A 24,533-nucleotide genomic window follows, 5' to 3' on the forward strand; every position below is an offset into this window, starting at 1 on the left:
ATATGTGTTATCGTGAGGGATCTTTTCTGTATCGGTCAGCATGCACCTAGTTGAGTTTTGGTTCTATGTTTCCGGTGGCCATGCCGGTGATGCGGGGGTTTGCGGTGAGGAAGTCGATGACGCGGGGGTAGTGTTCGATAGCCCAGGTGATTTCTTGCATGTCGTGGGGGTTGTTGGGGTCTGCCCAGCGGTCTTGGGTGCAGCGGAAGTATAGGTGTGCGGGGATGGTGTATTCTTTCATGCCGCGTGGGGAGTAGGCGGCGATGGTGTAGCCTTTGTCGTTCCAGAGCCAGATGCTGTCGGGGTCGGTGCCGTCGTTGTCGGGACGGTTAGATTCTGGGGTGTATTGGTATTCGTTGATGGCGGTGATGGGGGTGGTGCGGAGTTTCCCGGTGAGTCCTCGGTAGGTGATGGTGTTATCGGGGTTGAACCTGAGGTATTTGGTTTCGTAGTAGTACATACCAATCAAACCGAAAAGGACGGCCCCAACAGAAAAAACCACAAGTATTGTTTGGAATTCTGCAAGATGGGTGAGCATGTATATACTCATTCCGGTGAACACTGGGATATAGATGCTCCAGACCCAGGGCTCTGAGCGGGGGAGTCTTTTGACGAGGGCTCCGCTGCGTTTATCGCGGGCGCGGCGTATCTCGTCCCGGGTGATGTAGAAGATGATAAAGAGGAAGGAGCAGATGAAATATATCAGGAATGCAGACATTATTCTTATCTTATAAGTACGGGGCGGTCACGAAGCATCACAACCACCTTAAGTTTTCGGTCTGTACACACCCACAATACAGGGTATATACAGACCGAAAACGTCATTCGTGGACTAACAACAAACCATCTGATTTATTTGTTAAGATCCGTATTGTAGCCGCCAGGTGCCCGGTGAGAAGTGGCTGGTCCTTTAGCCGGGCCTTCTTTACGATGCCTAGGACCCTCTACTCCTTTCTGATGCCGTGGAGTCTTTGAGGTTTCGGGATCTTTGAAACCCTCATTTGGCTCTGCACCATAATGCACTCCATAACGTCCGTGATCATTTTCAAGGTGTTTGAGTCCTGTTCCGGTTGCTATGTTGTCGATACCAGTACCCACGACCTTGTTATAGGCCCCAGTCCCGACGCTATTCAAGTAACTGTAATCCTTGCCGTTCTGGTCGTGGGCGACCGTCTTATCCTGAACCGGCTGCTCTAGTAAACTTGCTCCAGGCAGGCTTGATCCACGAGATACAGCTTCCTGCCTCAGGGAGTATTTCACCTTACCGGGTAAGGTTGTAGGAGTTTTCATCTCCGGCAGGGCAGAGTTGACTTTTTGCTCAATTCCGTGGGTAAGCACCCCAGAACCAAAGCCCGTTACCGCGTTTACAGTAGCCCCCGCCACAGTAGGGTGGTCAGCATCTTTAATATAGCCAAGAGTATTTGCGGCACTGTTTGTCACACCACTCGCAAAGGCTTCAGTGGCATACTTTTTACCGGTTTCAGAGGCAAGCTTAGTGGTAACACCTGAAACTGCTGGAAGTTTAGAACCGACATAGGTAGCTGCCTTACTCGTTCCATTACCAATCATGGTACCTACGCCCGTAGCGGTGACTGCTTTCCCAAGTCCAAAAGTGGTTGCTTGGATTGCTGCCTGCGTAACGCCTCCCTTAATCATTGAGCCTTTATCATACGTCCCGTCAGCGTTCATCTTGGTGCCATCACCTACGCCGTAAACACCTGCCCCTGCGATAGCAACATACGGGGCAGCGGGACCGCAAACAAGACTTACCGCCATAATGGTTGCACCAGCAATATGGTACAAAGTCTGTGTATTCTGTGTATCAACGTATTTTTTGAAATCCTCATGGCTTAATGGAGCTGTTCCCCAAGGGTCGATCATGCCTACAGGGTCATGTCCTAGGAATGAGTACGAGTCCGCGAACCAGCCTGCACCTACGATGGGCGGCAACGGGTCTTGGGAGAGGAACTTCTTCGACGATGGGTCAAACACTCGTGCGCCCATCAGCGCAAGCCCGCCCACCGCGAGTGTGCCGGAGCCGGTGAAGGACACACCTTCTGGCAGTCCCACGCTGGTAAGCAGCGCGGATGCACCCGAAATGCCAGGAGCGCCGAGCGCACTGGGCAGACCCGGGGCCTGCAACGCAGCAGCACCGGGGGCGCTCAGGGCACCAAAACCGACCATATTCCCGGTGTTGGGTACCCCGGGGACACTCCAGGGGTCAAACCCGCCCGGTACTGCCGCTTGGGAGAACCCGCCGTCAGCCCCTGCAGCCGGGATGCTTCCGGCCCCCAGCAGATGCGGGGCAGAAGAGGTCGGATCCCACAGCAGCGGCACCGTCACCCGATCGTTACCAGTGATCGCGGTGGCAACCCCGGTAGCGTCGGCGTGTATCCGAAGACGTGAGCACAGCCCTGGAACCTCGGCACCATGAACGTCGGTAGTTGTATCGCTGACGGTAGTCAGAGCACCGGTGATACCCCAGGTATAGGTGCGTTCTTGGATAACACCATCCGAGGTGACGCTCTTCTGCCCGGTGCGTTGTCCGGCTGCGTTATAGGTGTAGGACACTTCGGTACTCACCCACGCGGCAGAAACACCCTCACCCACTGTGTAAGGTCGTTCAATCGTGGTGCAGTGCAGCAGCTGGTTGAGCCCGTTATAGATGAACTGACGCTCACCAAGCAGAACCCTGCCCTGAGTGGTCTCGTCCTCGGTGGTGTCATGGTGGTAGAGGCGTTCGGCAACCATGAGTCCATCCTCATACACCCATGTGAGTTCATACCCGTCAGCGCGAGCACCGGTCAGCTGTCCGGCCTCGTCATAGGAGTACATCACCAGCCCGGTCGCAGTGGAATCAAGCCCGATAATCCGGCCGGTGTGGTCCCGGATCACCTGCACACCCTCAGCAGTGTTCTCATCGCCCTGCTCGCTGGTGTGTTCATAGGAGGACACCAACCCGTCCTGATCGAAATCCCAGGTCGAGATCGTTTCGCCGACCTGAGCACGTACCAGGTGCCCCATCACATCGTAGGAGAACTCCCCAATGACCGACTCGCGCTCACGCACACCAGGGTCAGCAATCGAGGCGGTGTTGATTGAGCGGATCGGGCGTCCGGCACCATCAAGCACCCACTGGGAAGACCCGTAGGGGGTAAGCATCATCGTGCGGAACCCATCGGCATCATACGCATAGGTGAGCGTATACGAACCTGTACTGGTGAACGTCTCCAGGGCCTCAGCCGTACCGGGATCGCTGGTATTCTCGATCCGATCGACCTGGCGGGTGTACTCGATCAGGTTCCCGGTGGCATCAAAGACACGCCGGTACGTCACCGGGGTATCCCCGGTGTGATCCTTCATCCACGTAATTGCTGATCCCGGTAGCGCGGGTTTACCCGTGCCGTACTCAGCAGCTAGGGAGCCGTCGATGAGCGTGCGGGTCAGATCACCCGTGCGGGCATCGTACTCGAAGGAGCGGGTACGAACCCCGTCATCTTCGGACAGCAGGCGCCCGGCGGCATCCCACGTATAGGTGGTGCGAATAGCCGGAGTCGTAACGGCGCTGTCCGGGTGAGGCTTTTTCGCAACCTCAAGGATGCGTCCGGCGGCATCGTACTCGTACTCGGTGATGGCCCCAGTCGGATCCGTCACTGAGGTCAGCAGCCCGTCCGCGTCGTAGGCGAAGAATGTCCTATTTCCCAAGCCGTCGGTAACCCGCACCAGGTGACCGAGCTCATTATAGGCGTAGCGGCGGGTACCAAAAGTGGAATCCTGCACCCGCACCAGCTGGTTGCACGCATCCCACGTATAGGTGGCAACGCGGCGACCTGCTTGAACCTTTATCAACCGCCCGGCGGCATCATAAGTCATCTTTTCCACAAGCCCGTCAGGGGTGTGTCGCTCGATCACCTGCGAGGCAGCATCATACACCAGCGTCGTTACAGCCCACCGGGTCGGTTCTTCCCACGAGGACGCCCCGGTGACGGGATCGGTCACCCGCACAGGCTCATTAAGCCCCACACGCTCAGAGGACAGCCTTCCGCAGGTGTCGTAGGTGTAATCGGTAAACCGGCCCGCAGCACTAATAATGCGGGTGACACGTCCAGCGGCATCACGTACATACCGTGTGAGCCCACCATTAGCGTCCAGGGCTTCAACGATATTCCCAGCAGCATCATACGTAAACATCTGCCGACCTGTTGGCTGTGAGGGGGCACCGGCAGTCTCAGCGGCTGCGATAGCCTCAGCAGAGGAGGATACTCCATGCGGGATACCCGTCCCGGCAACCCCCGCACCGGCAGCACCGGCGCCCATAGGCGCCTCAGAGGTACCGTTTGAGGAGGACGCAGATGTGGTGGAGGCACCATCCTGCTGGCCGATTTCGGTCACCCGCCCAAGAACATCCACCTTGCAGAACGCCGACGAGAAAAGACCCTCACCGGTACCAGCAACAGACTCAATACCCTCATGCCGGTCAATCGACCGGTGGGAAATAACCCCCGTCGCATCCGTGATTTGTGTGATTTCTCCAGCATGATCGTACTCGAACCGCGTGATGGCTCCAGTAGGATCAGTCAGGCTAATCAACTGGGACAAACCATCCCAAGAATACTCCCACACCCGGTTTCCGGCGGTGATCATCTTCACCAGGTTCCCGAAAGTATCGTACTCACGCCGGGTTATACCTCCGGCCGCATCTGTGACGGTCGCGATATCCCCACCTGCTGTATGAGTGAACTCAACAGTTGCCCCATCAGGGTTAATGACTGCGCTGGGCAATGTGCCAACTGCAGAATTACGGGTACGACCTTGTAACTGTTCGCGAGCCATGTAGGGGGTGCCATCACCAACAGGGGACTCGGGGTAAACAAATGACCACTTGGCACCCAGCGGATTTATCACGGCAGAAATTACACCTGCTTCGTTGTACTCAAGCGTGGTAGTGGCCCCTAGCGGGTTTGTGACAGAGGTTATCTGACCAGCGATATCTCGGGTAAATCGGGTAGTATTGCCAGCAACATCACCTAATGCAACAATATCGTGGTGCTCATCATACTCCAGGGTAATGTACACACCTGTTGGGTCGCTAATTTTCAGGATATCGCCTTCGGGGGAATACTCCCACGTGGTAGCTTCTCCGGCACCATCAAGAACAGCTACCGGGCTCGGATTCACCACTAGGGTACCTTCCTCGTACCGATACGAGTGCACCGGCATAGGCTCGCTGAGGTTTTTCACATCTCGGGCATCACGCACACTCACTGAGAGCAAACGATCTTGCTCATCCCACCTGTAGGTGTAATCGGCACCCTCGGGGGTACGCTCACGCTTAATATGACCACGCTCATCTGAGACACGCACAGTTCGTGACCCGTCACGCTCGGTAATGCTGATCCGGTTGCTGAACCGATCATAGCTCATCGACATGCGCGTACCGTCAGTCGCCGTAACGCTCAGCAAACGCCCTTTGGCATCAGAGACCCACAGGTTTGAATTATTGCCGGTATCAGCATCGGCAATAATGGTTGTGACATTTGGGGTGTACTGGTAGGAAATATCTCGCCCGTATTCGCTAATCTGCCCTATCACACGACCGGAATCATCATAGGTGTTCGTGACCTCAAGATCGCCGCGCACGCTAATCACCCGGTGAATCAAACCCCGCTCAGTATGCGTATACGTACGCGTTCCGATACCGGTTGTTACTCCGGTGAGCAAGCCAGATACCTGCACCGAGGCACTGGATTCAGCAGCTTCGGTATAGGAATAGACAACGTTCTGCACCGGTTCCCCGGCACGTTCACCAATGGTGTTGTATGTGAATGCCGCCGCTGGGCGCACGCCACCGGTTTCCTCAGCGGGCTCATAGTTCACATGAACACCGCGATGCGCCACCGGATGCACCAGATCCGTCACGGCACCATCCTCAGCCAGAATAAACACTGTCAGGCTGCTCAGGTGCCCCTGTCGGCGCGCCACCGGCGCACCAGAGGGCGCATAGAAATACGCTTCGTGCTGGTTATTGTGCACCATCCACACAAACGGGACCTCAGGAACCACAGCAGAACCACCCGTGACTGTAGCCTGCTCGTAGGCGTGCACCTGCGCATCGCGCACCCGGGTAAACAGTTCATCCGTGGCGGGAACCTTCGTCAGCCACCACGGCTCCCGGGCGGCGCGGGCGAACCCTTCGCCTTCCCGATCAAAGAGTACTTCACGCCCGTCAGGCATAAACCACGAGGCCTGCTCGTCCCCAAAGCTCAGGTGGGTATCCAAGGTCGAGAACCAGCCAAGCCCGAACACGCCCGAAGGAACCTCATCCGCATGGGTGACCGCCAGACTGTTATACATACGCGTCAACGACAACGTAGACTCACTCACCGTCCCGGTGAAGACCAGATCAGTTTCCGGTTCGATAAAGTTACCTGTCGCCACGTTCACCGGATCATTCGCAAACCCAGAGGTCGGTATTTCACCAGAAACCTGGGAAAGTGTGACATCAATATGATTAATAGAAACTTGTGGGCCTACCTGAGCGTCCAAAGTGCTGTCGGCAAGAGCCACTGGGTGTCCAGAACTTGCACCAGCGTCACGGAACGCTTGAGCAACTTTATGGAGCCAATCTGTGACGAGACCACTCTGCTCATTGAGAGTTTGCAGACCCATCATAGCTGGGGATATATCTAAAGTTCCGAAGGATGTGTCACGTGCTGCATTAAAAGCCGCAAAGGCGTCATTGATGGCCCTGTATTCCCTATCGTGTGTATTGGTGTCATCGTTGCAGCGAATAACATATACGTCCAAATTTTCTGGTATAGCTGAAGAAGTTCCTACCCCAGAGCTTGGCGCTGGAGCTGCGGGGGCAGCGATGCTTGAAGGCGCAACAGGTTTGGCGGGGGCACCTTCATAGCCAGGGCCTACATCGTCATTCCAAATGCTTTCTATGGAGTTGCCCCACCTTTCCCAAAACCAACGGTCGTCCCAATCACGAGCGCGTTGACGGTTCCGATTTTCGCGGGCCACACATTCCTTGAAATAGTCAACAAGGTCTGCCGCGTATAAGAGCATTGCAGCAACGTTGGTAGCGTTTGCTTTAAGTTGCTCATGCCTATCTTTAAATTCTTCTGAATATTTCCCAGTAAAATCTGCACAGCTTTCGGTGAATTGTTGATCTCGTCCGCCGGAAGAGCCACCCCCACCTGCCTGTCCGTAGGATTTCGTGAGATTATTGCCCGCAGTCCTAAGAGCTTGCCTTAAAGTGTCTGCGGCGGCATTACTAAACTTAACATTGTCTTGAGCTTTAGCTTCTTTTGAAAAATCAACGGATGAAGTGGCGTTGTTCGCGCCGGATACCCCCACAGTAGGAGCGTCACCACTATCGTTGCTGTAGGAACCAGGTTGAGCACATTGGTATGGCTGACCTGCAATAGTGTCCTCTGGAATATAAGTAGGCCAGTTATTCCACCCGTTATTACTGTCTTGGGCATGTCCTGGGGTTTTGTACAGCGGAGTAGGGGCCTGTCCTCCAGCAGCGCCTGCCGCAGTGGCGGCACCTATGGTGGCTCCAGCCCCATTGAAACCGGAAAGCGGGGCTGAACCGGAAGCGTCTCCGCTAGATTGGGGGTATCCCTCTGTTGAAGAGGAAGGTCCATCAAAGGAGCTTGAGGACCCGCTCCCTTGGAAATCTCCAGAATACCCTTGAGTGGACGAAGAATCGTCAAAGGAACTTGAAGACCCGCTTCCCTGAAATCCCCCAGAGTCGCCTCCAGCAGAGCTTGTGCTTCCTGTGGAGACGGGCGCACTAGCGGAACTCTGCGGCGAGGCGTTGCCCGATGTTTCCTCGATAGGGGTACCGCTGCCCCCATAAACGGCGTTGCTTGCGGTTGGTGGCGCGGCAGAGTCAGGGTGAGAACCTACGATAGGTGAAGACTGTGATGTCGTTCCACCAGAACCTTCGCTGGTTATAGGGCTGCTCGCTGTTGTTGATGCATCGGAGCCCTGCTGCGGGTTCGGAAAAGTATGCTGGGGCTGGTTTGCCCAGGGTTCTTGTTGCGCCAGATCTGGGCTGTGCTGGTCTGAAGGCGCGAAGGTATCTTGCTGCACGTTTCCGCTTGCAGACCCTCCGGCGGCATCACCGGAAATCGTGCCCGAGGCATGAGAATGTTGGTTTTGGAATGTATCACTGACTTTGTGGTGGTCTCCCACGATTGGTGATGACTGCGAGGTAGTGCCAGAGGAAGGGGTATGCGGGTCATCGGGCGATATCCAATAACTCGGTGAGCTTGAACTGGGTATCGGTGAGGGAATAGGCATGGCAAAAACCTCGTCTCGAAAGAATATTTTTGTATCGGTGAAGAGTGAGTGAGTTTAACAGTAGAAAAGAAATAAAGAATGTACTTATGCAGATTTTCTGCAAAGTTTCATGGGATATAAAGCTTCCCCCGGCTATGAGACGGGTGTAACGTCTGTACCAGGGGAAGCTTTGTGTATGTGGGTGTGTGAAAACTTGGTTGTTTTCTGTGTCTTATGCGCCGCCGCCTGCTTGGAAGATGTCGGTAGCGATCTTCTGCAGCTGCTTGTTCAGCTCAGTAAGATCCTGAGATGCTTTCTGCAGGGACTGGTGAGTGTGAGGCCAAGTCTCATTACGGAAGGTAGACGCTAGAGGACCATCCCAGTTATTGGGATCAGAAAGCTGCTGGCCTTCGTTATTGAGAGCGTTGATCTGCTCGGTGAGTCCACCGGTGATGATGCTCTGAATTTTCTGGATGGCATCTTTGGCGGCTTGGGAACTAAGGACGCGATCGCTCATGGGCGTTTCCTTTCACGTGGTTGGGTTCTGTCTTCGGTAACAGAACTACATGGTGTAGTTTATGTTTGCTTTTTAGTGAGGGTCAAGGATATTAAAGCCTTGTTATTAAAATGTTATTTAAATAAAGCTATGTTCAAATATATAGTTGAACATAGTTATTATCATGAATTACAAGATAAGAATCAGTGTTCATAATTTTTGGGTATTTCAAAACCTTTATATGCATAATTTTTCCCGCGTGTCGTAATATTACGGCGTTCTTGGTAATATACAAGTGTAAAATTTTCAAATATTATTTTATAATAAATTATATATATCTAATTATTATAAATATATAATATATTTTTATATAGGTTTACTATTATTGTCGGATGCACCAAATCGTCATGGTCTGCTACGACATTACGGTGATAGAGGCTGTACCAGCGTTGTACGTTGTGGCACCTGGCATAGGGGCACAGACGGACTCCTGCGATGTTGAATCATGGTGCGCTTGAGCGAAGTGCCTTCTTAGTAGCAAGACTAGCCAACAACCCCGGTAAGGCAGGACTCGCCATACTTAAGTTAACTTTTACCCTCGAAAGTCTGGTCGGACTCACGGGGGAATTCGAGGGGTTTGACCCAAGCATGATCCTGTAAAAACCGTACCCCCGGCCTACCAGAGAGGATTTGCTGGAATCGTTCATCCTCCCACACCTGCACCCAAACCCCAGTCTCCAGGCGGTACTGCAGTTGAGCATAAAGAATCGTCGCATCAAACTGATTCGTATCAAACCCCAACTTGATACGTTGAGGCAGTTGGGTACTTCTGATCTTCACCCACCCGTTCTTACTGGTTTGCTCATAGGTGACTTTGTAGATGCTGTGGTAGTCAAAGTACCGGACTTTGCGTCGCCAGTTACGCCAGCGGATCCCGGTTTCCGTGAAGCAGTGGTAATAGTTATGACAATGAGCCACAAAAATAAAACCAGGTATACCAAAACCAATAAGACTAAGAATATGAGCCTCTACATAAAAACGACCATATTTCATGTCGTAATATATATAGGGAAAGCTATAAAGGCGATGAAGAGTATCCCGTAGCTGATGATATAGGCAATCGGTGGGCGATGCTGTTCCACATTTAGGGTTTCTAGTCCTTTTTACGTTTGGTCCCGGGCATGATGTTCACCAGGAACCCACCGAGCAGGCCGTAGAACGCAGGACCCATAACCCAATACCCTTCATTACACTACACTTTTTGTCGCTGGCAGAAAGTAGCAGAGGATACACTCACGCAGAATTACATGACCATATCTCTAGCCAATATTAGATGCTGGTTATGATTCCTGATGATGCTCTACGTCAGTGATTTCTTGGTCTTCAGGTTCCTGCTCTTTTGGGCGGTTCCGGCCCGTATCCCAACCAATATAGAACACCCCGATGCTGATCAGCATACTCACAAACATCAACGCCCCCCAGCCTAGCTCTTGACTTATAAAGATATAGACTATGGTGCAAAGGAGAAATAATACCGTGAGTAGTGCCCCTCCGATCATGAGGCTGTATTTATAGATCCTGGTCTCAAGGTCCATCAGAGATACCTTTTAGGGGTAGAAGGTGCGCAATAGTTACACGTATCAGTATAGTTTCTGTGTGTAACTATCAGGTTTTCAGAAGAACAGTACTCTCACTTGGGTAAACGTAGGTTTCTATAGGTACTGAATGAAATCTGTGGGCACTCACCTCTGGACGGTATTCCTGGATGCTCAGGAAAACATAGCTTTGGGATGGTTGATGAGCCACTGTGCATAAATGCTGTCGTCCATAGCGTATATAACCTCTCGCAGGTCTTCCCGCGCGTTCATCACGGCCCACCTTCCATGAGTCTGACGGAAGATTATCTGGCTCATCAGATATGAAAAATCTTGACTGCCGATAGATAGTGTCACACTATTATTTTTGTGATATAAGGTTATTTTCTCTTTGGGTTCTTGAACGTAAGTGTATCCCAGTATTTCATCGTATTGTAAGTGGGTGCTCTTAAACGGTTTATCTCTGTAGGTGAACCCTTGCAGCCTGAAATGCGTATAGGGCCAGCCTCCAACTCGCATTCCTACAATACCGCATGCTATAAGGATGGGATACATGATTAATCCTGCTATATCTGTAGAGTCCAGGGTTTTATCTTCAAAATATAAGTAGATTGTAAATATAAATATTGCGAGAGAAAGCAAGGATAAACCTGCTCCCACTATAAATAAAATTAAGGAAGTTCGTCGTTTCTTGGGTATGATGGATTTTGCAAATTTTTCAATATTATCATCAGGAATATTTTCGATATTCTTTGCAATGGCAGAACGTTTACGCTTTTTACTGCTTGGGCTGGATATGATGTCGCCAATAAGGTCGGGTATTGCCGATAGTATATCTGTAAGGTCAATGAGACTCACTAAAACTCCCTGATTAGAATTTGAAATACAACTGTGACCGCACATAATCGCGACCAACCCCAGGGGCAAGGATTCCGCTTTCTTTGAGCTCTTCCCAAACGAAACGGGGTCATAGGCGCTAACTCAGTTAGTCTAGTTTGAGTTTTTTCTCATACGCCAACCGCTCAATACACCCAAACATCTTCTCATACGACCCAAACCCAGCCACCAACTCCTCAACCTGCTGCGCGTTCAGGTCCTGTGGCCATTCCTTATGCTCCACCCGAGACAAAACCATCGCAAACAGGATAGATACATCAAACTGCCACGGATCAAAACTCAGCCGTACCCTCTTGATATTGCGGCTGCGTACCCTCAGGTACCCGTTCTTCCCATTACTTTGCAACAGTACTTCGCTGATACTCTCATACGGCATATACCGGATCTTCCACCGCCAATTGCGCCAGTAGACCCCCGAGACGGTTTGCTGGATATAAAACGCATGACAATGATTCACCATAGAAAATACTAAAGGACCTGCCAGAACGGTTGTGATGATATAGAACGTTATATCAAAACCTTTTATTACCGAGTGATAGGTAGGTATGGCATATATTCCTATCAAACATGCATAGCTAATCATGAAAGCAAGCTTAGGTCGGTGTTGTTTGACCCCGAGCACGGGCTGACCCATCGTACGTTTCAGCGAGGGAACATTCCGAACGAAAAGACCCGCCAACAACCCAATCAACGCAGGAGGCACCACAACCTACCTTTCTCCTAGAACCCGGCAAACCTACCCCTTTATGAGGGACGCTCCGCTTTCTCTAACCGAGTCACCGATGTCAGCCCCGGAGAACCAAGCTGCACATTCTTCAAGTACACCTTGTAATACCCTCCCGGTTCAATGGAGGCCATATAATCATCCATTGATTGATCCTTATTCGGGGACTCTGAAAGCGCTAATTTCCCACACTCCCGAGTCTCAACCCACCCTACCCGGGTATAGTCGGTATTGCCTGAGAGATCACCGCCAGCACGGTATTCTGCCCAGGCTTTCTCGACCGTGCAATACTTATACTTCCCCTCACTATCATCACCAAAAATACGTGCCAAATATCCCGGAAGAAACAAAAGTAAAAGGATCGCAATGATCAATAAAACAGTGCTAACCATCCCTTTCCGCCTTTTAGTACGTTGGGTACCTTGCTGTGCCATGACAACTCCTAGAGCTTCTACCGCAGTATTGGGGGAGTAACCAACTGACTATAATCATAATTCTGCACCTTAATCGCCGCGATCTGCAGAGAATCAGAAACCAGGACTATTTCTCCTTCTGAGGCTTGAGAGCCTTATAACCGCTCAAAAACAGTAAAACAGCAAGCGCAGTGTTAAAAGCACCGACTCCTATCATGGAAAGACTACTGACCAAGTTATTCTTGGTATCCGCTATCAAAAGTACAATCCCTAAAAGGGCTGCCACACACGACGGTATTCCTAGCAGCAACCCAAACACAAGGTACTGACGTGCGCTAGAGCGATCCATGACGGAAGGGTCATTGATATTTTCATTGCTCGTATCATCAGAGTATTTCATATACCTCTCCTAACACCCTTAGGCATCTTTGGAACCGCTCTTTCGGCAATTTAGCTAACAACCCAATCAATGCAGGAGGCACCACAACCTACCTTCCCTCAAATCCCTGCTCCCTTTTTTATGAAGGTCGTTCTGCCTTTTCAAACCTTGTCACAGAAACAGTCTTAGCATCCGGCATCTGAACATTAAGAAGAGTCACCTTGTAATACCCACCAACCTCCAAAGACCCCACATAATCATCCATCGACCGACCAGGATCCGGGGAATCTGTCATATACAAATTCCCACACTCTTTTGTCTTAAAATCTGCTACACGCTTATAATCCGTATTCCCCGAGACCAGACCACCCCGATCGTGCACATCAACATGCTCGAGGGTGCAATACTTATAATTCCCCGCACTATCATCACGCGAGAAAAAATAATATAAAGACCACACAACACCAAAAACTACAGCAAAAAATAAGAACGATACTATAGTGTCTTTAATATCCTTTTTTCTCTTATCTCCCATTCCCAACTATTCCTTCCTGCAGACACCATTGGCCAATGAACCCAATTCATAAAACTCCATGCACGGCATCAGAAACATAGCTATTCCTTTGAAACCATAGATGCCCCCTCTAGGAATATTCGTGCTTAGTGTCTATCGCAGGATGGGAGGCGTATACAGGTTCCGTATCCCGGTCTGAATACCATCCTTAGCCTTCGTCATGGCAGCCTGCGTAGTCTGCACAGAATTAACCAAACGTGCGCGGTTAAGAGCGGCAGTAGACTCATCCATCTTAGTCCCACTTCTCAAACCAGACTTCACCATATCTTTACCGAACCCCGACAGCGCTTTCTCGCCCATATCGCTCGTTTTGAACTCCTTCTGGTACGCGACAGTCTCAGCAGTATATCTGGTAGCCTCACGCACGCTACCCCCAGCATCATTAACAAGAGGTGAAACGTTAGTAGTGCCCAACAGTGGGCGAAAAACGACCCGCCGTCTGCACATGCGATACGCGGTACTTATTTCGGCAGGTAACTATAAAAATTTTTGAAATGCTACTGTATAGAAATACTTTACAAGTGTAATATGTGACATATTTTAGATATTTTCATCACATTCAATTACCTAGAATTTTTGTGTGAATGACCTGTTCTCGCTATATAAACAGCGGGGTCTTGACCTATTTTGGCTCTGCAGGCGGCGCGACACGAAAAATAAAGATTTGATAAAGACATGATGGTGTCCTTGACCACCTGCAAAAAGTAAACCTAAACTACACCATGTAGTTCTGTTACCGAAGACAGAACCCAACCACGTGAAAGGAAACGCCCATGAGCGATCGCGTCCTTAGTTCCCAAGCCGCCAAAGATGCCATCCAGAAAATTCAGAGCATCATCACCGGTGGACTCACCGAGCAGATCAACGCTCTCAATAACGAAGGCCAGCAGCTTTCTGATCCCAATAACTGGGATGGTCCTCTAGCGTCTACCTTCCGTAATGAGACTTGGCCTCACACTCACCAGTCCCTGCAGAAAGCATCTCAGGATCTTACTGAGCTGAACAAGCAGCTGCAGAAGATCGCTACCGACATCTTCCAAGCAGGCGGCGGCGCATAAGACACAGAAAACAACCAAGTTTTCACATAAAAAGCTTCCCTCGGCCAAACACCAGGTGTTACTCATGGTGAAGCCCGAGGGAAGCTTTTTAGCTCCCTACAACCAGCTCTAGACACACTCGTGGTCGTACCCATATGGGCGTACACCATTTATTCAACGTTATCCCGGTAACCTAATACCCGTTTATTTCTTCCGAAGGAGTATCTTCCAATGGGTGACCAGCCAGATCGCAACAGCCCTCACTATGCCAACCGTAATGATGTAGAGTTTGATGATGCTACGTCAGATGCTCTCGCGAGTGCGTGCCGAAACGCCGCGCGCGACCTTCGGGATAAAGTGCCTGGTCAAAGAACCAAAGCAGATACAGCTATGGTCGAGTTCAAAGGGTACTTCTCAAAACTCTATGACAATAACATCAACACTGCCGTTGATAATGGTAAAGATATTGCCACTGTTCTTGACCAGCTTGCCAAAGTGGTAGACAACCTCAAAGAGGCCGCTCATAAAGAACAAAAAATTCGTGAAGACGCCCGGCATTATGAAGATGATTGGTTCGGACTTCGCAAAAGCTGGGATGATTTCTGGGGTTCCGCTCCAAAACTTCCAGACCCCTATATTCCAGACACCACGATTGATACTACCCAGGTTGGTCAACGTGAGCACCCCACCCCGGGCGCTCCCGGAGGTGGATCGGGTTCTACAAGTGGCACCTCTTCAGCAAAGCCATCAGATTTGCGAGAAAGCGCAAAAACCTCACATCAGCTGTTCGTGGATTTCCGTAATGTCCCCGGCGATATTCGTGCTAAAGCCGCTAATTTTAAAGAAAAATGTAAGTGGGGCACCATCGACTGCGAAAATCTTCTGACGACTTTCGACAAATGGAACAACGCCAATGACCAAGAAGATAAATGGGCAACCACAATCGCAGATGAGTTCGCTAAAGCAGGCAGTGAAAACACCGTTAACACGGTTTCTAACGCCGCGCTCCAGGCTGCCCTCGATAATAAATCCATCAAAAGCAGCCGCGAAGATCTCAAGGTTCCCGCGCCATCCGTCGTAGGTCAGCCTACCTCCAGCGGCTATGCGAATGACCCGGTCAACGTTGCGACCGGTAACTTTATCGAAGAGGAAATCGATATTGCGTTTAGCAACCTCGCTTCCTCGTGTGCCGTCACGCGCATGTACAACAGTTTGGCTGTGCACGGTAATGGCGATGATTTGCCACCGTTGGCTGGGGTTTTCGGTCCGGGCTGGTCTTCTAACCTTGATACGGTCCTGAATTTCTCTGATGAAGGCGCTACCTGGATTATGCCGGACGGCCGTCACCTGTTCTTTGCCCGCGCTGGTGAGGGTTTTGCGCGAGTTGAGACCGATCCCTACTGGCTTACTCGCACTGGTGCCAGCGAAATCGCCACCACACCTATGGGGCGTTTCATCCTGGAAACCTGTGCTCTGAGCACTGAAGCTGACCTGTATATCATCTCTGATAACCAAGGTCACCTGTGGTTCTTCACTCTCACCGGTGCATGGCTTGGCTCCACGGGTGGAGAAGGCACCACTTTGGCGGTCACGCGCGCTGCTGACGGGCTCATTTCCTCCCTGGTGCATGAGCTGAACCGTTCTATCATGTTTGACTATGTGGATGGGCTCGTCGCGGTAGCACGAACCTCGGCAGGGGAACGTGTCGAATACGCCTACGCCCCCGCAGGCAGTACCGCTGCCGGGCACCTGGTATCCATAACCAGCGGTGCAGGAACACGCACCTACGAACACGATGACAATGCGCTAATCCACCGCGTGATTGCTGCAGATGGCACCGTCGAGGTGACCAACACCTATGATGAGTCTGCCCGAATTGCACATCAGCATACCGAGTACGGTCGTGATGTGCGGTACTTGTACCTTGACGGCGGAGTGACCGAAGTTGCTGATGAAGACGGATCCCAAGCCAATGTGTGGATTAGCGATGACAGCGGCCGCCTAACCGCAATTATTGACGCTGACGGTGGGCGCACATCCTTCGGGTACGACCGGTTCAGCAACCGTATTCGGGTGATTGACCGTGATGGTTCTCGTACAACCCGCATCAGCGACAGCCGCGGACGTATTACCCGCGATGTTACCCCAGAGGGTCAAGATACCCGCTACGCTTACGATGAGTACGATCGCGTGACGGCGGTATCTATATCGGCGTTTGAAACGGACCCGAAGAAACGCTATGAAGCCACCCAGGCGCGCCGCAATGCAGCGGATGCTGAGGCTGATACCGGTGAGGTCACTCCGATCTCAACGGTTACTTACGAGTACGCTAACGCTTGGGATCACAATCCCTCCCGCGTTGTCGATGCGTTGGGCGGGGTCACCGAACTAAATTGGGAGGGTGGCTTGCTGACCTCCCTGACCGGCCCCGAAGGGGTCAGCATGACTCTGAATTATGACGAGTTTGGTAACCTGACCAGCTTTGCCGACCAAGAGGGCAACACAACCTCGTTCACCTATACCGCTGCCGGGCACCTCGCTCAGGTTACTACTCCGCTAGGGCTCACAACCTCGTTCACCCATGACGCGGCTGGCAATATTACCGGGCGGCAAGACCCTGACGGTTCCCGCTGGAAGTTCGAGTACACCGCTGGTCGTCGTTTGGTCGCAGTCATTGACCCCTCTGGTGCACGCACGAGTTATGAGTACGGACCCAGCGGTGATATGACTGCGGTTATCGATCCGCTCGGTCGCCGCACCGAACGCACCTTTGATGAAAACGGAAACGTCGCCACAGTAACCCTGCCCAATGGGGGCGTGTTCTCGTATGTGTGGGATGGACTCTCACGGCTTATTCGTACGGTTGATCCGGCCGGTGGTCACTGGGAGAACACCTATGACGCCGCCAGCGTGCTCACGAAGATGACAGATCCGACCGGGGTACGCGTGCATACTCAGGCAGATCGCAAGAGCGGCAGCGTTACCAGCTGGGACGGCACCGACGGCGTGCGGGTTAAGTTTGACCATCTTGGCCGCCCTGTTGCGCGTGAAGAAATTTTCTCCCCGACGGAGGCAGCCCAGGAAGCTCCTAAAGCACGGGCAGAAAAAACCGATACCCCCGAGTCCGCCGCCGAACTGGTGGTTTACGATCCGGCCGGTAACCCGGTAGAAATCCTGGATGCTGAAGGTGGTCTGACCCGGTACGAATACAACCTCGCCTCCCAGCTTGTGCGTCAGGTTTCGCCTGCGGGGCGTATTACCGCATACACGTATAACAGCTGTGGGCGTTTGGATTCTGTTACTGAGGGCGCTGAAACCGCCGAGGCCGTTACAACTCGGTATTCCTATGATGCCGACGGGCGCCTGACCGAGCGGAATCTGCCCGGTATGAGCGAGAAGATTACGTATGACGCAAACTCGCGGGTTATCTCGGTTATTGGCGGTTCTGGCGGGGACGTGTTCTACACGTATGATGCGTGTGGACGTGTGCGCAGCATTCGAGATGCCGCCTGGGGAACCCGCAAGTTTAGTTACGATGCCGCCGGGCAGGTTACCGAAGTCACCAATGGTCTTGGCGGTGTTACCCGGTATACCTACGATGAGGCTGGCAATGTCACGAAGGTGACGGATCCTGCTGGGCGTATCACCACCTATGAGTACGATGTGCTCGGGAACATGGTGAAGACGATGGATCCTGCCGGCGCTATAACCTTGTATGAGTACGATGCTGCTGGTCGTGTATTGCGTGTAGTTGATGCAGCCCAGAAGGTACATGCGTGGGGCTACGACAGCTCTGGTGCGGCATGTGCGTATTCGGTGGATGGTACCGAACAGCTGCGGGTAGATCGTGATAACCGTACCCGGTCGGTGACGGTGACTGACTATGCCGCCAGTATTCCTGCTGATGACCGTGACGGAAGCCTGCCGTGGGTGTCTCGGTACGAGTTGGATAGGCTCGGACGTATCACCGCGGTAGCACGCTCGTGGGGCGAGTCCCAGTCTGCCGCTTCCGGTAGTGGTGCGTATGAGCTGTCGTATGCGTATGATGCCGACGGTTACCGCACTGGGTTTACCAGTCCGTATGGCGCACTGGCCTACACGCGGAACGCGGTGGGGAATATTAGTGCTATCACGAATACTGATACGGGTGAGCAGTCTTCGCTCAGTTATGATGCCGCCGGTGCGCTCATCCGGGCGCAGGTAGCCGATACGGTGCGCTCGTGGACCTATGACGGTCACGGCGCGATAATGGGGTACTCCGAAACCGCTACGGATGCTGATAACTCTGCCGATGTGCGGGTTGAGGTTATTCGTGATGAAGCTGGCCGGATTGTGGGAGTAGATTCTGCCGCCGGGCTTATTACGTATTCCTATGATGGCGCCGGTCAGTTAGTATCTGCCCGTCGCGGGGATGAGCGGATGTCTTGGGTGTGGGATGCCGCTGGGTGCCTGATCCGTGAGGAATACACCCGAAACACTACTACTGGTGAAGACGCTACCGATGATGCTGCCTCTGAGGCTGCTGGTTGGGTGCGTGTGCTGGCGTATGATGATGCGGCACAGGTGCGTGCGATTGGTACTTACACCGCCGCTAATGTTGCAGATAATGCTGATTCTGATTCTGGTGCTGAGCAGGTGCGAGAGTTCCTCTCCGGTGGGAACGCTAGCGAGTTTACAGCCCAACTGCCTGAGCGTGTGGATCTGAATTTTGCCAGTGATGGGCGCACGGTCGAGGGGCTGCCGCTGACCTTGGTGCGGTTGTATTCCTATGATGCTGTTGGTCGTCGTGCGGGTGAGGTTGCCTCGGATGGGTCTTCGGTGACGATGGGGTATAGCTTGGCGGGTAGTATTGCCTCGGTGACCACAGCGGATAGTGGTTCGTGTGCTCGGGTGCAGGTGGCTGCCGGAGTGGCAGGTGAGGTTGCCGGTATTTCTTCTCTTGCTTCGGGGTGGATTCCGGTGGTAATGGACCCGACGGCGGAGGTGCCGACTGTGGTGGGTGTGGGCGAGATGCCTGTGCCGACCCCGGGTGTGAGCATGCTGGGTGCCTCTGCTTCTGGTGGTTCCGGTGTGCGTGGTACTTCGTCGTCGGTGCTTGCCGGTGGTGCTGGTGTTCTGGGTGGTTTCGCCTCGAATGCTGGGGTGTCTTCTGTGCCTGGGCTGGCTTCTTCGGCGGGGTTGTTGGATCCGTTCCAGTTACCGACCACGCCTCTGATGGGTTCTGATGCTGCCGTTGCTGGTGGTGTTCCGGGTGTGGGTGTTGATGTTTCTGGTGCGCTCACGGTTGGTGGGTTTGCGCTGATGGGCGCTCGGGTGGCTGACCCGGTGAGTAGGTCGTTTACGTCTCGGGATCCGCTTTTGCCGGTGCCTGGTGCTGGTTGGGTGGGTAATCCGTATTCGCTGGTGGGTAATAATCCGGTGGGGTTAGTGGACCCGTGGGGTTTGTCGCCGATTAGTGTGGAGGATTTGAACAAAATCCGAGAAGATCGCGCGAAGATGTGGCAGAATATCGGTGAATGGGCTGCTACGGTTGCGATGATTGGCGCTGGTGCTGTTCTTGGAGCTATGGCGACTGGACTAGGTCCTTTAGGCGGTGCTGCTTTTGGCGCGGCTTCGGGCGCTTTGATGGGTGCTGGTATGTATGCATTGGAGCAGAAGGTCTCAGGTAAGTCTATTGATTGGGGTAAGGCTGGTCAAGAGGCTATTAAGGGTGCTATTACTGGTGCTGTCACAGGTGCTATTGGTGGTGGTTTCACGAACCTGGCGAAGCTTAAAGAACTGGGGAAGCTGGGGAAGGTCGGCAACTTCGTTGCTGATAGTAAAATAACCCAAGATGTTATTCAAAACGCTGCTAGTGGTGGTGTCGGTAATACTGTGGAATATGTCAGTAAAGGCGGTCGGGATCCTTTAGAAGCGCTCGGAAAGTTCGGTTCTGGTGCTGGAAGTAGCGCTCTTGGCGCTGGTGTTGGCGGTAAGATGAAGACTAAGCTAGGTGTGCCGGGCTATGCTGACGGGTCAACGATGGGTAGGGTGCAGTCTGGTCTCCGTACCGTCGGCTCAGATGCGGTAGCTGGTGGTTCTCGGGAGTTATCGAAGTACACGATGGAAACAGCTCCTTCAGGTACTTTCAATTTTGGAGAAGCCGCCCAAAAGACTGTGACAGGTATGGCGAAAGATGCAGTAAAATCTACTGTCAAGACTGCTGTGAAGATGGATAAAGAAGATGCAGCATATTACCGGTCAACTGCTGCATTTGCGTTGAAGAATCCGCAACTTACGGCGCATAATGCGGTGCAGGGAATTCAGACAGCAGCTACGAAAGCTAGCGATTCTCTGCAGATCGCGGCGATTAAGGTGCAGAATTATGATTATAGTCAGTTGGTTACTCCCCCAATACTGCGGTAGAAGCTAGAAGGGTTATCAATGGTGCAACAAAGCGTTCGCAATGCCAAGGGATGGAAGGGAATGCTCGTTTCTATTCTTGTTCTTGTGGTTCCTGCTGTAGTTATTATGCTGGCAATACATATTTCTCGTGATGATAGTGAGGGGAAGTATAAGTATTGCACGGTCGAGAAAGCCTGGGCAGAATACCGTGCTGGCGGTGATACTGGAGGTAACAATGACTATACTCGAGTCGGTCGTATAGAGACTCGGGAGTGTGAAAAATTAGCGCTTTCAGAGTCCCCGAATAAGGATCAATCGATGGATGATTATATGGCCTCCATTGAACCGGGAGGGTATTACAAGGTGTATATGACAAATGTACAGTTGAACTCTCCGGGGCTGACATCGGTGACTCGGTTAGAGAAAGCGGAGCGTCCCTAAAAGAAACGAGGTTTTTATCTTTTAGAGAGAGGAGGGGTGTGTTCGTGTATTCTGCACGAGCACACCCCTTAGGCATATATTCTGAGAACTTATTTTCACTAGAAGAAACGGTGAGGGGGTCGCTTATATGGGTCCTGCATTTTACGGTCTGCTCGGCGTGTTCCTGGGGCGTGCCAGTTGTAGGTGGGGATTAGTGCCGTCCACGATGACGGTACCGGTGGCCTTCGACAAAGTATCAGCACGGATGGTACCGCTGGTGTTAAGAGATGCAGCAGCACTGTTTCAATCGTGGTGATGATCCGGCTGATGGTGGGTTGCCAGACTTCGAAGTCTTTGGTGAGGGTTTCTTCGGTGTGGTTGTGCCGCAGGTATCGTAGAGTGGATTTCACCCCCTGAGTGAGGGTGAGCTTATGGGGTTTGATGTTTAACCTGTTCCTGGTGAGGGTCGTGTTGAATATGTTCAGTGGGGTGGCGAATTATGCCGTTAAGCCCGTGGTACGGTGTGAAGGCAACGGTTCCTACCTGTACGCGTATGGGTGGTGGTTGGTCTTGATATTTCACCATCATACGTGGACACAGGGTCAAGGGCCGTTATTTTTATGTCTCGGGCAGGGTGCTTCTACAGTAATAAATAACGCTCATGGCACTATTTATAATAGAATAAAAAAATTTAAGAAGGTGATTACACAATGATAAAACTATTAAAGTCAAATCTTTCATGGTTCCGACAGAAATATATTATTGTGCTTGTGCCGTTGGGATTTTTATTATTTTTTGGTATATATTTTGGGGTTTCGGCTCACAATAAGAATAATCCAATCATTAAGGAATGCACTGTTACCAAAACCGAGGTCAAAAGACATGATTCGGTATCAGCCAACTCTCCAGAAACCACGTATAGTCTGCATATAGAGTCATCGGACTGCCCTCAGATGGTATGGTCCGATATCGGTGAGAAAGACGCAAACTATTATCATAATCTACTAAAGGAAGGGAAGAGCTATAAATTTGGGCTTCCCAGAATTGTCCTCTTTCCTGGTACTGAAAATAGTATTGTGAGGATCTATGTAAACAGGTCTTAGAGATTTATGAGATGTAAGAATATTAAAGAAACGTTGGTAACAAGTATTATTTTTGTCGTTGCTGTAAGTTTTATGCGTTTTTATATTTTCTTTCGCGTGATGATAGTGAGGGGAAGTATAAGTATTGCACGGTCGAGAAAGCCTGGGCAGAATACCGTGCTGGCGGTGATCTCTCAGGCAATACCGACTATACCCGGGTAGGGTGGGTTGAGACTCGGGAGTGTGGGAAATTAGCGCTTTCAGAGTCCCCGAATAAGGATCAATCAATGGATGATTATATGGCCTCCATTGAACCGGGAGGGTATTACAAGGTGTACTTGAAGAATGTGCAGCTTGGTTCTCCGGGGCTGACATCGGTGACTCGGTTAGAGAAAGCGGAGCGTCCCTCATAAAGGGGTAGGTTTGCCGGGTTCTAGGAGAAAGGTAGGTTGTGGTGCCTCCTGCGTTGATTGGGTTGTTGGCGGGTCTTTTCGTTCGGAATGTTCCCTCGCTGAAACGTACGATGGGTCAGCCCGTGCTCGGGGTCAAACAACACCGACCTAAGCTTGCTTTCATGATTAGCTATGCATGTTTGATAGGAATATATGCCATACCTACCTATCACTCGGTAATAAAAGGTTTTGATATAACGTTCTATATCATCACAACCGTTCTGGCAGGTCCTTTAGTATTTTCTATGGTGAATCATTGTCATGCGTTTTATATCCAGCAAACCGTCTCGGGGGTCTACTGGCGCAATTGGCGGTGGAAGATCCGGTATATGCCGTATGAGAGTATCAGCGAAGTACTGTTGCAAAGTAATGGGAAGAACGGGTACCTGAGGGTACGCAGCCGCAATATCAAGAGGGTACGGCTGAGTTTTGATCCGTGGCAGTTTGATGTATCTATCCTGTTTGCGATGGTTTTGTCTCGGGTGGAGCATAAGGAATGGCCACAGGACCTGAACGCGCAGCAGGTTGAGGAGTTGGTGGCTGGGTTTGGGTCGTATGAGAAGATGTTTGGGTGTATTGAGCGGTTGGCGTATGAGAAAAAACTCAAACTAGACTAGCCTGCGCTGTTTCGTTTTAAGATAAAGGTGACTTTAGTGGATCTCGATGTTCTTCTCTATAAATGGTTTCTTATGATTCTAGGGGGAATCCTTACCGTTGGAACCTTGATCGCTACAATATTTACTCTTGTTTTCGGTCCAGGAATAGGTTGGGCGGCTTTGATGCTGTTTTGTTCGCTGATAGGAGCAGTTACCTTCTATAGTGGCTGGGAGATAGGTCGAGGACGTCCGGAAGAGCAGGAACCTGAAGACCAAGAAACCTCTGATGCAGAGCATCGTCAGGAATTATAACCAGCATCTAATATTGGCTAGGGGTGTGTTCGTGTATTCTGCACGAAGCGCATCCCTCTTGCTCTATTTATGTCCTGGTGAGGCTAATAAGACTCTCTGAGAGTACGTGATGAGCATATAAGGAAAAGGTACAGCTGAAAAGACGTATCAGCAGATATGGCGGGCTAGAAAGAGCGCTATGAGATGGAAAACGGTATTTTAGGTGGTCTGCTTGGCGGCCTACTCGTCGGAGCTATGCCCGGCATCCAACGTAAAGGTTCACATGTCTCCGTCGGGGTGAGGCAACACCGCCCGCGCTTTGTCCTCTACCTCGGATGGGGAATATTACTTTTTATCCTAATACCCTTTCCTCTTTTTATAGATATTATGTTTGGGTTCGACCTTGGCATGCATATTTTTATATTTATATTAGGTGCCCCTATGGGGCTGGTAGTCATTATTAATTACTATGTGCTCTATATCCGGTTTGATGAGCACTCGGTCACTTGGCGTAACTCCCTCGGACGCACCTATACCGCACCGTATACCTCGATTGATAGGCTCACGTATCTAGATAACAACCGCAACGGGTGGATTCGTATTATTTTCCGGGATCAGGGCAAGCGTAAGCGGCTGAGTTTTGATCCGGGGCAGTTCGATGGCACGGTGATTTTTGGTCATATTTTGTATAAGGTGCGTACGGGGGAGTGGGCTTCTTCGGTGCAGCAGTTATCGGAGTCTGGGTTTTTAGAGGGTCGGGAGTCGTTTGAGGCGTTACGAGAGATCCGATTCGTACGCAACTTACAAGCCTCAGCACCTTATACCGCGTAATCCCCAGGTACATCAGCAAAACCTGCAAACTCCCCGCACCCGTGGGAACATAGTTTGCCCTAAATGG

General features: G+C 51.6%; 19 protein-coding genes. 7 read left to right on the forward strand and 12 right to left on the reverse strand.

Translation table 11 applies throughout. The annotated features are described in order from the left end of the window. Positions 1-46 precede the first annotated feature (46 nt). The 11 genes from HMPREF0733_RS04785 to HMPREF0733_RS04835 all read right to left on the reverse strand — a co-directional run bounded on the left by HMPREF0733_RS04785 (position 47) and on the right by HMPREF0733_RS04835 (position 13,739). The gene (locus HMPREF0733_RS04785; protein WP_041321656.1) at positions 47-718 is read right to left on the reverse strand and encodes a hypothetical protein; all 672 of its coding nucleotides are present in this window, start codon (positions 716-718) and stop codon (positions 47-49) included. A gap of 134 nt (positions 719-852) precedes the next feature. Next, on the reverse strand, positions 853-8,316 hold the full coding sequence (locus HMPREF0733_RS04790) for a DUF6531 domain-containing protein (RefSeq protein WP_244864851.1): 7,464 nt from the start codon (positions 8,314-8,316) through the stop codon (positions 853-855). A gap of 211 nt (positions 8,317-8,527) precedes the next feature. Beyond that, positions 8,528-8,812, reverse strand: coding sequence for a hypothetical protein (locus tag HMPREF0733_RS04795; protein ID WP_004006372.1), 285 nt, complete (start codon positions 8,810-8,812; stop codon positions 8,528-8,530). A 564-nt stretch (positions 8,813-9,376) separates the two neighbouring features. Beyond that, positions 9,377-9,844 (reverse strand): hypothetical protein, encoded by a 468-nt coding sequence (locus HMPREF0733_RS11140; protein ID WP_013398243.1) that lies wholly within the window; start codon positions 9,842-9,844, stop codon positions 9,377-9,379. A gap of 287 nt (positions 9,845-10,131) precedes the next feature. Continuing rightward, positions 10,132-10,386 carry a hypothetical protein gene (locus HMPREF0733_RS04805; protein WP_013398244.1) on the reverse strand — a complete coding sequence of 85 codons (255 nt, stop codon included), beginning with the start codon at positions 10,384-10,386 and terminating at the stop codon, positions 10,132-10,134. Positions 10,387-10,560: 174 nt separating this feature from the next. Beyond that, positions 10,561-11,244: a hypothetical protein gene (locus HMPREF0733_RS04810; RefSeq protein WP_013398245.1), complete on the reverse strand. Its 684-nt coding sequence runs from the start codon at positions 11,242-11,244 to the stop codon at positions 10,561-10,563. Between the two features lie 127 nt (positions 11,245-11,371). Continuing rightward, positions 11,372-11,659, reverse strand: coding sequence for a hypothetical protein (locus HMPREF0733_RS11390; RefSeq protein ID WP_244864853.1), 288 nt, complete (start codon positions 11,657-11,659; stop codon positions 11,372-11,374). A 368-nt stretch (positions 11,660-12,027) separates the two neighbouring features. Next, positions 12,028-12,339: a hypothetical protein gene (locus HMPREF0733_RS04820; protein ID WP_244864854.1), complete on the reverse strand. Its 312-nt coding sequence runs from the start codon at positions 12,337-12,339 to the stop codon at positions 12,028-12,030. A gap of 208 nt (positions 12,340-12,547) precedes the next feature. Next, a complete protein-coding gene (locus tag HMPREF0733_RS04825) occupies positions 12,548-12,820 on the reverse strand; it encodes a hypothetical protein (RefSeq protein WP_013398248.1) in 273 nt (90 codons plus the stop codon). A 118-nt stretch (positions 12,821-12,938) separates the two neighbouring features. Next, complete coding sequence (locus HMPREF0733_RS11395; protein WP_244864855.1) at positions 12,939-13,094, reverse strand: hypothetical protein; 156 nt, start codon at positions 13,092-13,094, stop codon at positions 12,939-12,941. 372 nt (positions 13,095-13,466) lie between these two features. After that, entirely contained in the window at positions 13,467-13,739 is a 273-nt protein-coding gene (locus HMPREF0733_RS04835; RefSeq protein ID WP_115333518.1) for a hypothetical protein, read from the reverse strand. A gap of 407 nt (positions 13,740-14,146) precedes the next feature. On the opposite strand from HMPREF0733_RS04835, the gene HMPREF0733_RS04840 reads away from it, so the two are divergent. The 3 genes from HMPREF0733_RS04840 (at position 14,147) to HMPREF0733_RS04850 (ending at position 21,235) form a co-directional block, all read left to right on the forward strand. After that, positions 14,147-14,431: a hypothetical protein gene (locus tag HMPREF0733_RS04840; protein ID WP_004006372.1), complete on the forward strand. Its 285-nt coding sequence runs from the start codon at positions 14,147-14,149 to the stop codon at positions 14,429-14,431. Positions 14,432-14,641: 210 nt separating this feature from the next. Further along, the gene (locus tag HMPREF0733_RS04845) at positions 14,642-20,815 is read left to right on the forward strand and encodes a DUF6531 domain-containing protein (protein ID WP_013398251.1); all 6,174 of its coding nucleotides are present in this window, start codon (positions 14,642-14,644) and stop codon (positions 20,813-20,815) included. A gap of 18 nt (positions 20,816-20,833) precedes the next feature. Beyond that, positions 20,834-21,235 carry a hypothetical protein gene (locus tag HMPREF0733_RS04850; RefSeq protein ID WP_013398252.1) on the forward strand — a complete coding sequence of 134 codons (402 nt, stop codon included), beginning with the start codon at positions 20,834-20,836 and terminating at the stop codon, positions 21,233-21,235. Between the two features lie 98 nt (positions 21,236-21,333). Here the strand turns inward: HMPREF0733_RS04850 and HMPREF0733_RS11535 are convergent, their stop codons facing one another. After that, positions 21,334-21,624, reverse strand: a complete 291-nt coding sequence (locus HMPREF0733_RS11535) for a transposase family protein (protein WP_169310257.1) — start codon at positions 21,622-21,624, stop codon at positions 21,334-21,336. A gap of 959 nt (positions 21,625-22,583) precedes the next feature. Between HMPREF0733_RS11535 and HMPREF0733_RS11490 the strand changes: the two genes are divergently transcribed. The 4 genes from HMPREF0733_RS11490 (at position 22,584) to HMPREF0733_RS11405 (ending at position 24,466) form a co-directional block, all read left to right on the forward strand. After that, on the forward strand, positions 22,584-22,709 hold the full coding sequence (locus tag HMPREF0733_RS11490; RefSeq protein WP_013398255.1) for a hypothetical protein: 126 nt from the start codon (positions 22,584-22,586) through the stop codon (positions 22,707-22,709). Positions 22,710-23,077: 368 nt separating this feature from the next. Further along, positions 23,078-23,365 (forward strand): hypothetical protein, encoded by a 288-nt coding sequence (locus HMPREF0733_RS11400; protein ID WP_244864853.1) that lies wholly within the window; start codon positions 23,078-23,080, stop codon positions 23,363-23,365. Positions 23,366-23,401: 36 nt separating this feature from the next. Beyond that, positions 23,402-23,656 (forward strand): hypothetical protein, encoded by a 255-nt coding sequence (locus tag HMPREF0733_RS04875; protein ID WP_013398256.1) that lies wholly within the window; start codon positions 23,402-23,404, stop codon positions 23,654-23,656. 420 nt (positions 23,657-24,076) lie between these two features. Then, positions 24,077-24,466: a hypothetical protein gene (locus tag HMPREF0733_RS11405; protein ID WP_244864856.1), complete on the forward strand. Its 390-nt coding sequence runs from the start codon at positions 24,077-24,079 to the stop codon at positions 24,464-24,466. Positions 24,467-24,533: the final 67 nt, after the last annotated feature.

It is taken from the genome of Rothia dentocariosa ATCC 17931 (genome assembly GCF_000164695.2).
GTDB classification, from domain to species: domain Bacteria; phylum Actinomycetota; class Actinomycetes; order Actinomycetales; family Micrococcaceae; genus Rothia; species Rothia dentocariosa.

Bases quoted from the DNA above. Each gene is read 5' to 3' on its own strand.
- HMPREF0733_RS04785 (WP_041321656.1), bottom strand. From the start codon at position 718: ATGTCTGCATTCCTGATATATTTCATCTGCTCCTTCCTCTTTATCATC.
- HMPREF0733_RS04790 (WP_244864851.1), bottom strand. From the start codon at position 8,316: ATGCCTATTCCCTCACCGATACCCAGTTCAAGCTCACCGAGTTATTGG.
- HMPREF0733_RS04795 (WP_004006372.1), bottom strand. From the start codon at position 8,812: ATGAGCGATCGCGTCCTTAGTTCCCAAGCCGCCAAAGATGCCATCCAG.
- HMPREF0733_RS11140 (WP_013398243.1), bottom strand. From the start codon at position 9,844: ATGAAATATGGTCGTTTTTATGTAGAGGCTCATATTCTTAGTCTTATT.
- HMPREF0733_RS04805 (WP_013398244.1), bottom strand. From the start codon at position 10,386: ATGGACCTTGAGACCAGGATCTATAAATACAGCCTCATGATCGGAGGG.
- HMPREF0733_RS11390 (WP_244864853.1), bottom strand. From the start codon at position 11,659: ATGCCGTATGAGAGTATCAGCGAAGTACTGTTGCAAAGTAATGGGAAG.
- HMPREF0733_RS04825 (WP_013398248.1), bottom strand. From the start codon at position 12,820: ATGAAATACTCTGATGATACGAGCAATGAAAATATCAATGACCCTTCC.
- HMPREF0733_RS11395 (WP_244864855.1), bottom strand. From the start codon at position 13,094: ATGACAGATTCCCCGGATCCTGGTCGGTCGATGGATGATTATGTGGGG.
- HMPREF0733_RS04840 (WP_004006372.1), top strand. From the start codon at position 14,147: ATGAGCGATCGCGTCCTTAGTTCCCAAGCCGCCAAAGATGCCATCCAG.
- HMPREF0733_RS04845 (WP_013398251.1), top strand. From the start codon at position 14,642: ATGGGTGACCAGCCAGATCGCAACAGCCCTCACTATGCCAACCGTAAT.
- HMPREF0733_RS04850 (WP_013398252.1), top strand. From the start codon at position 20,834: ATGGTGCAACAAAGCGTTCGCAATGCCAAGGGATGGAAGGGAATGCTC.
- HMPREF0733_RS11490 (WP_013398255.1), top strand. From the start codon at position 22,584: ATGGATGATTATATGGCCTCCATTGAACCGGGAGGGTATTACAAGGTG.
- HMPREF0733_RS11400 (WP_244864853.1), top strand. From the start codon at position 23,078: ATGCCGTATGAGAGTATCAGCGAAGTACTGTTGCAAAGTAATGGGAAG.
- HMPREF0733_RS11405 (WP_244864856.1), top strand. From the start codon at position 24,077: ATGGGGCTGGTAGTCATTATTAATTACTATGTGCTCTATATCCGGTTT.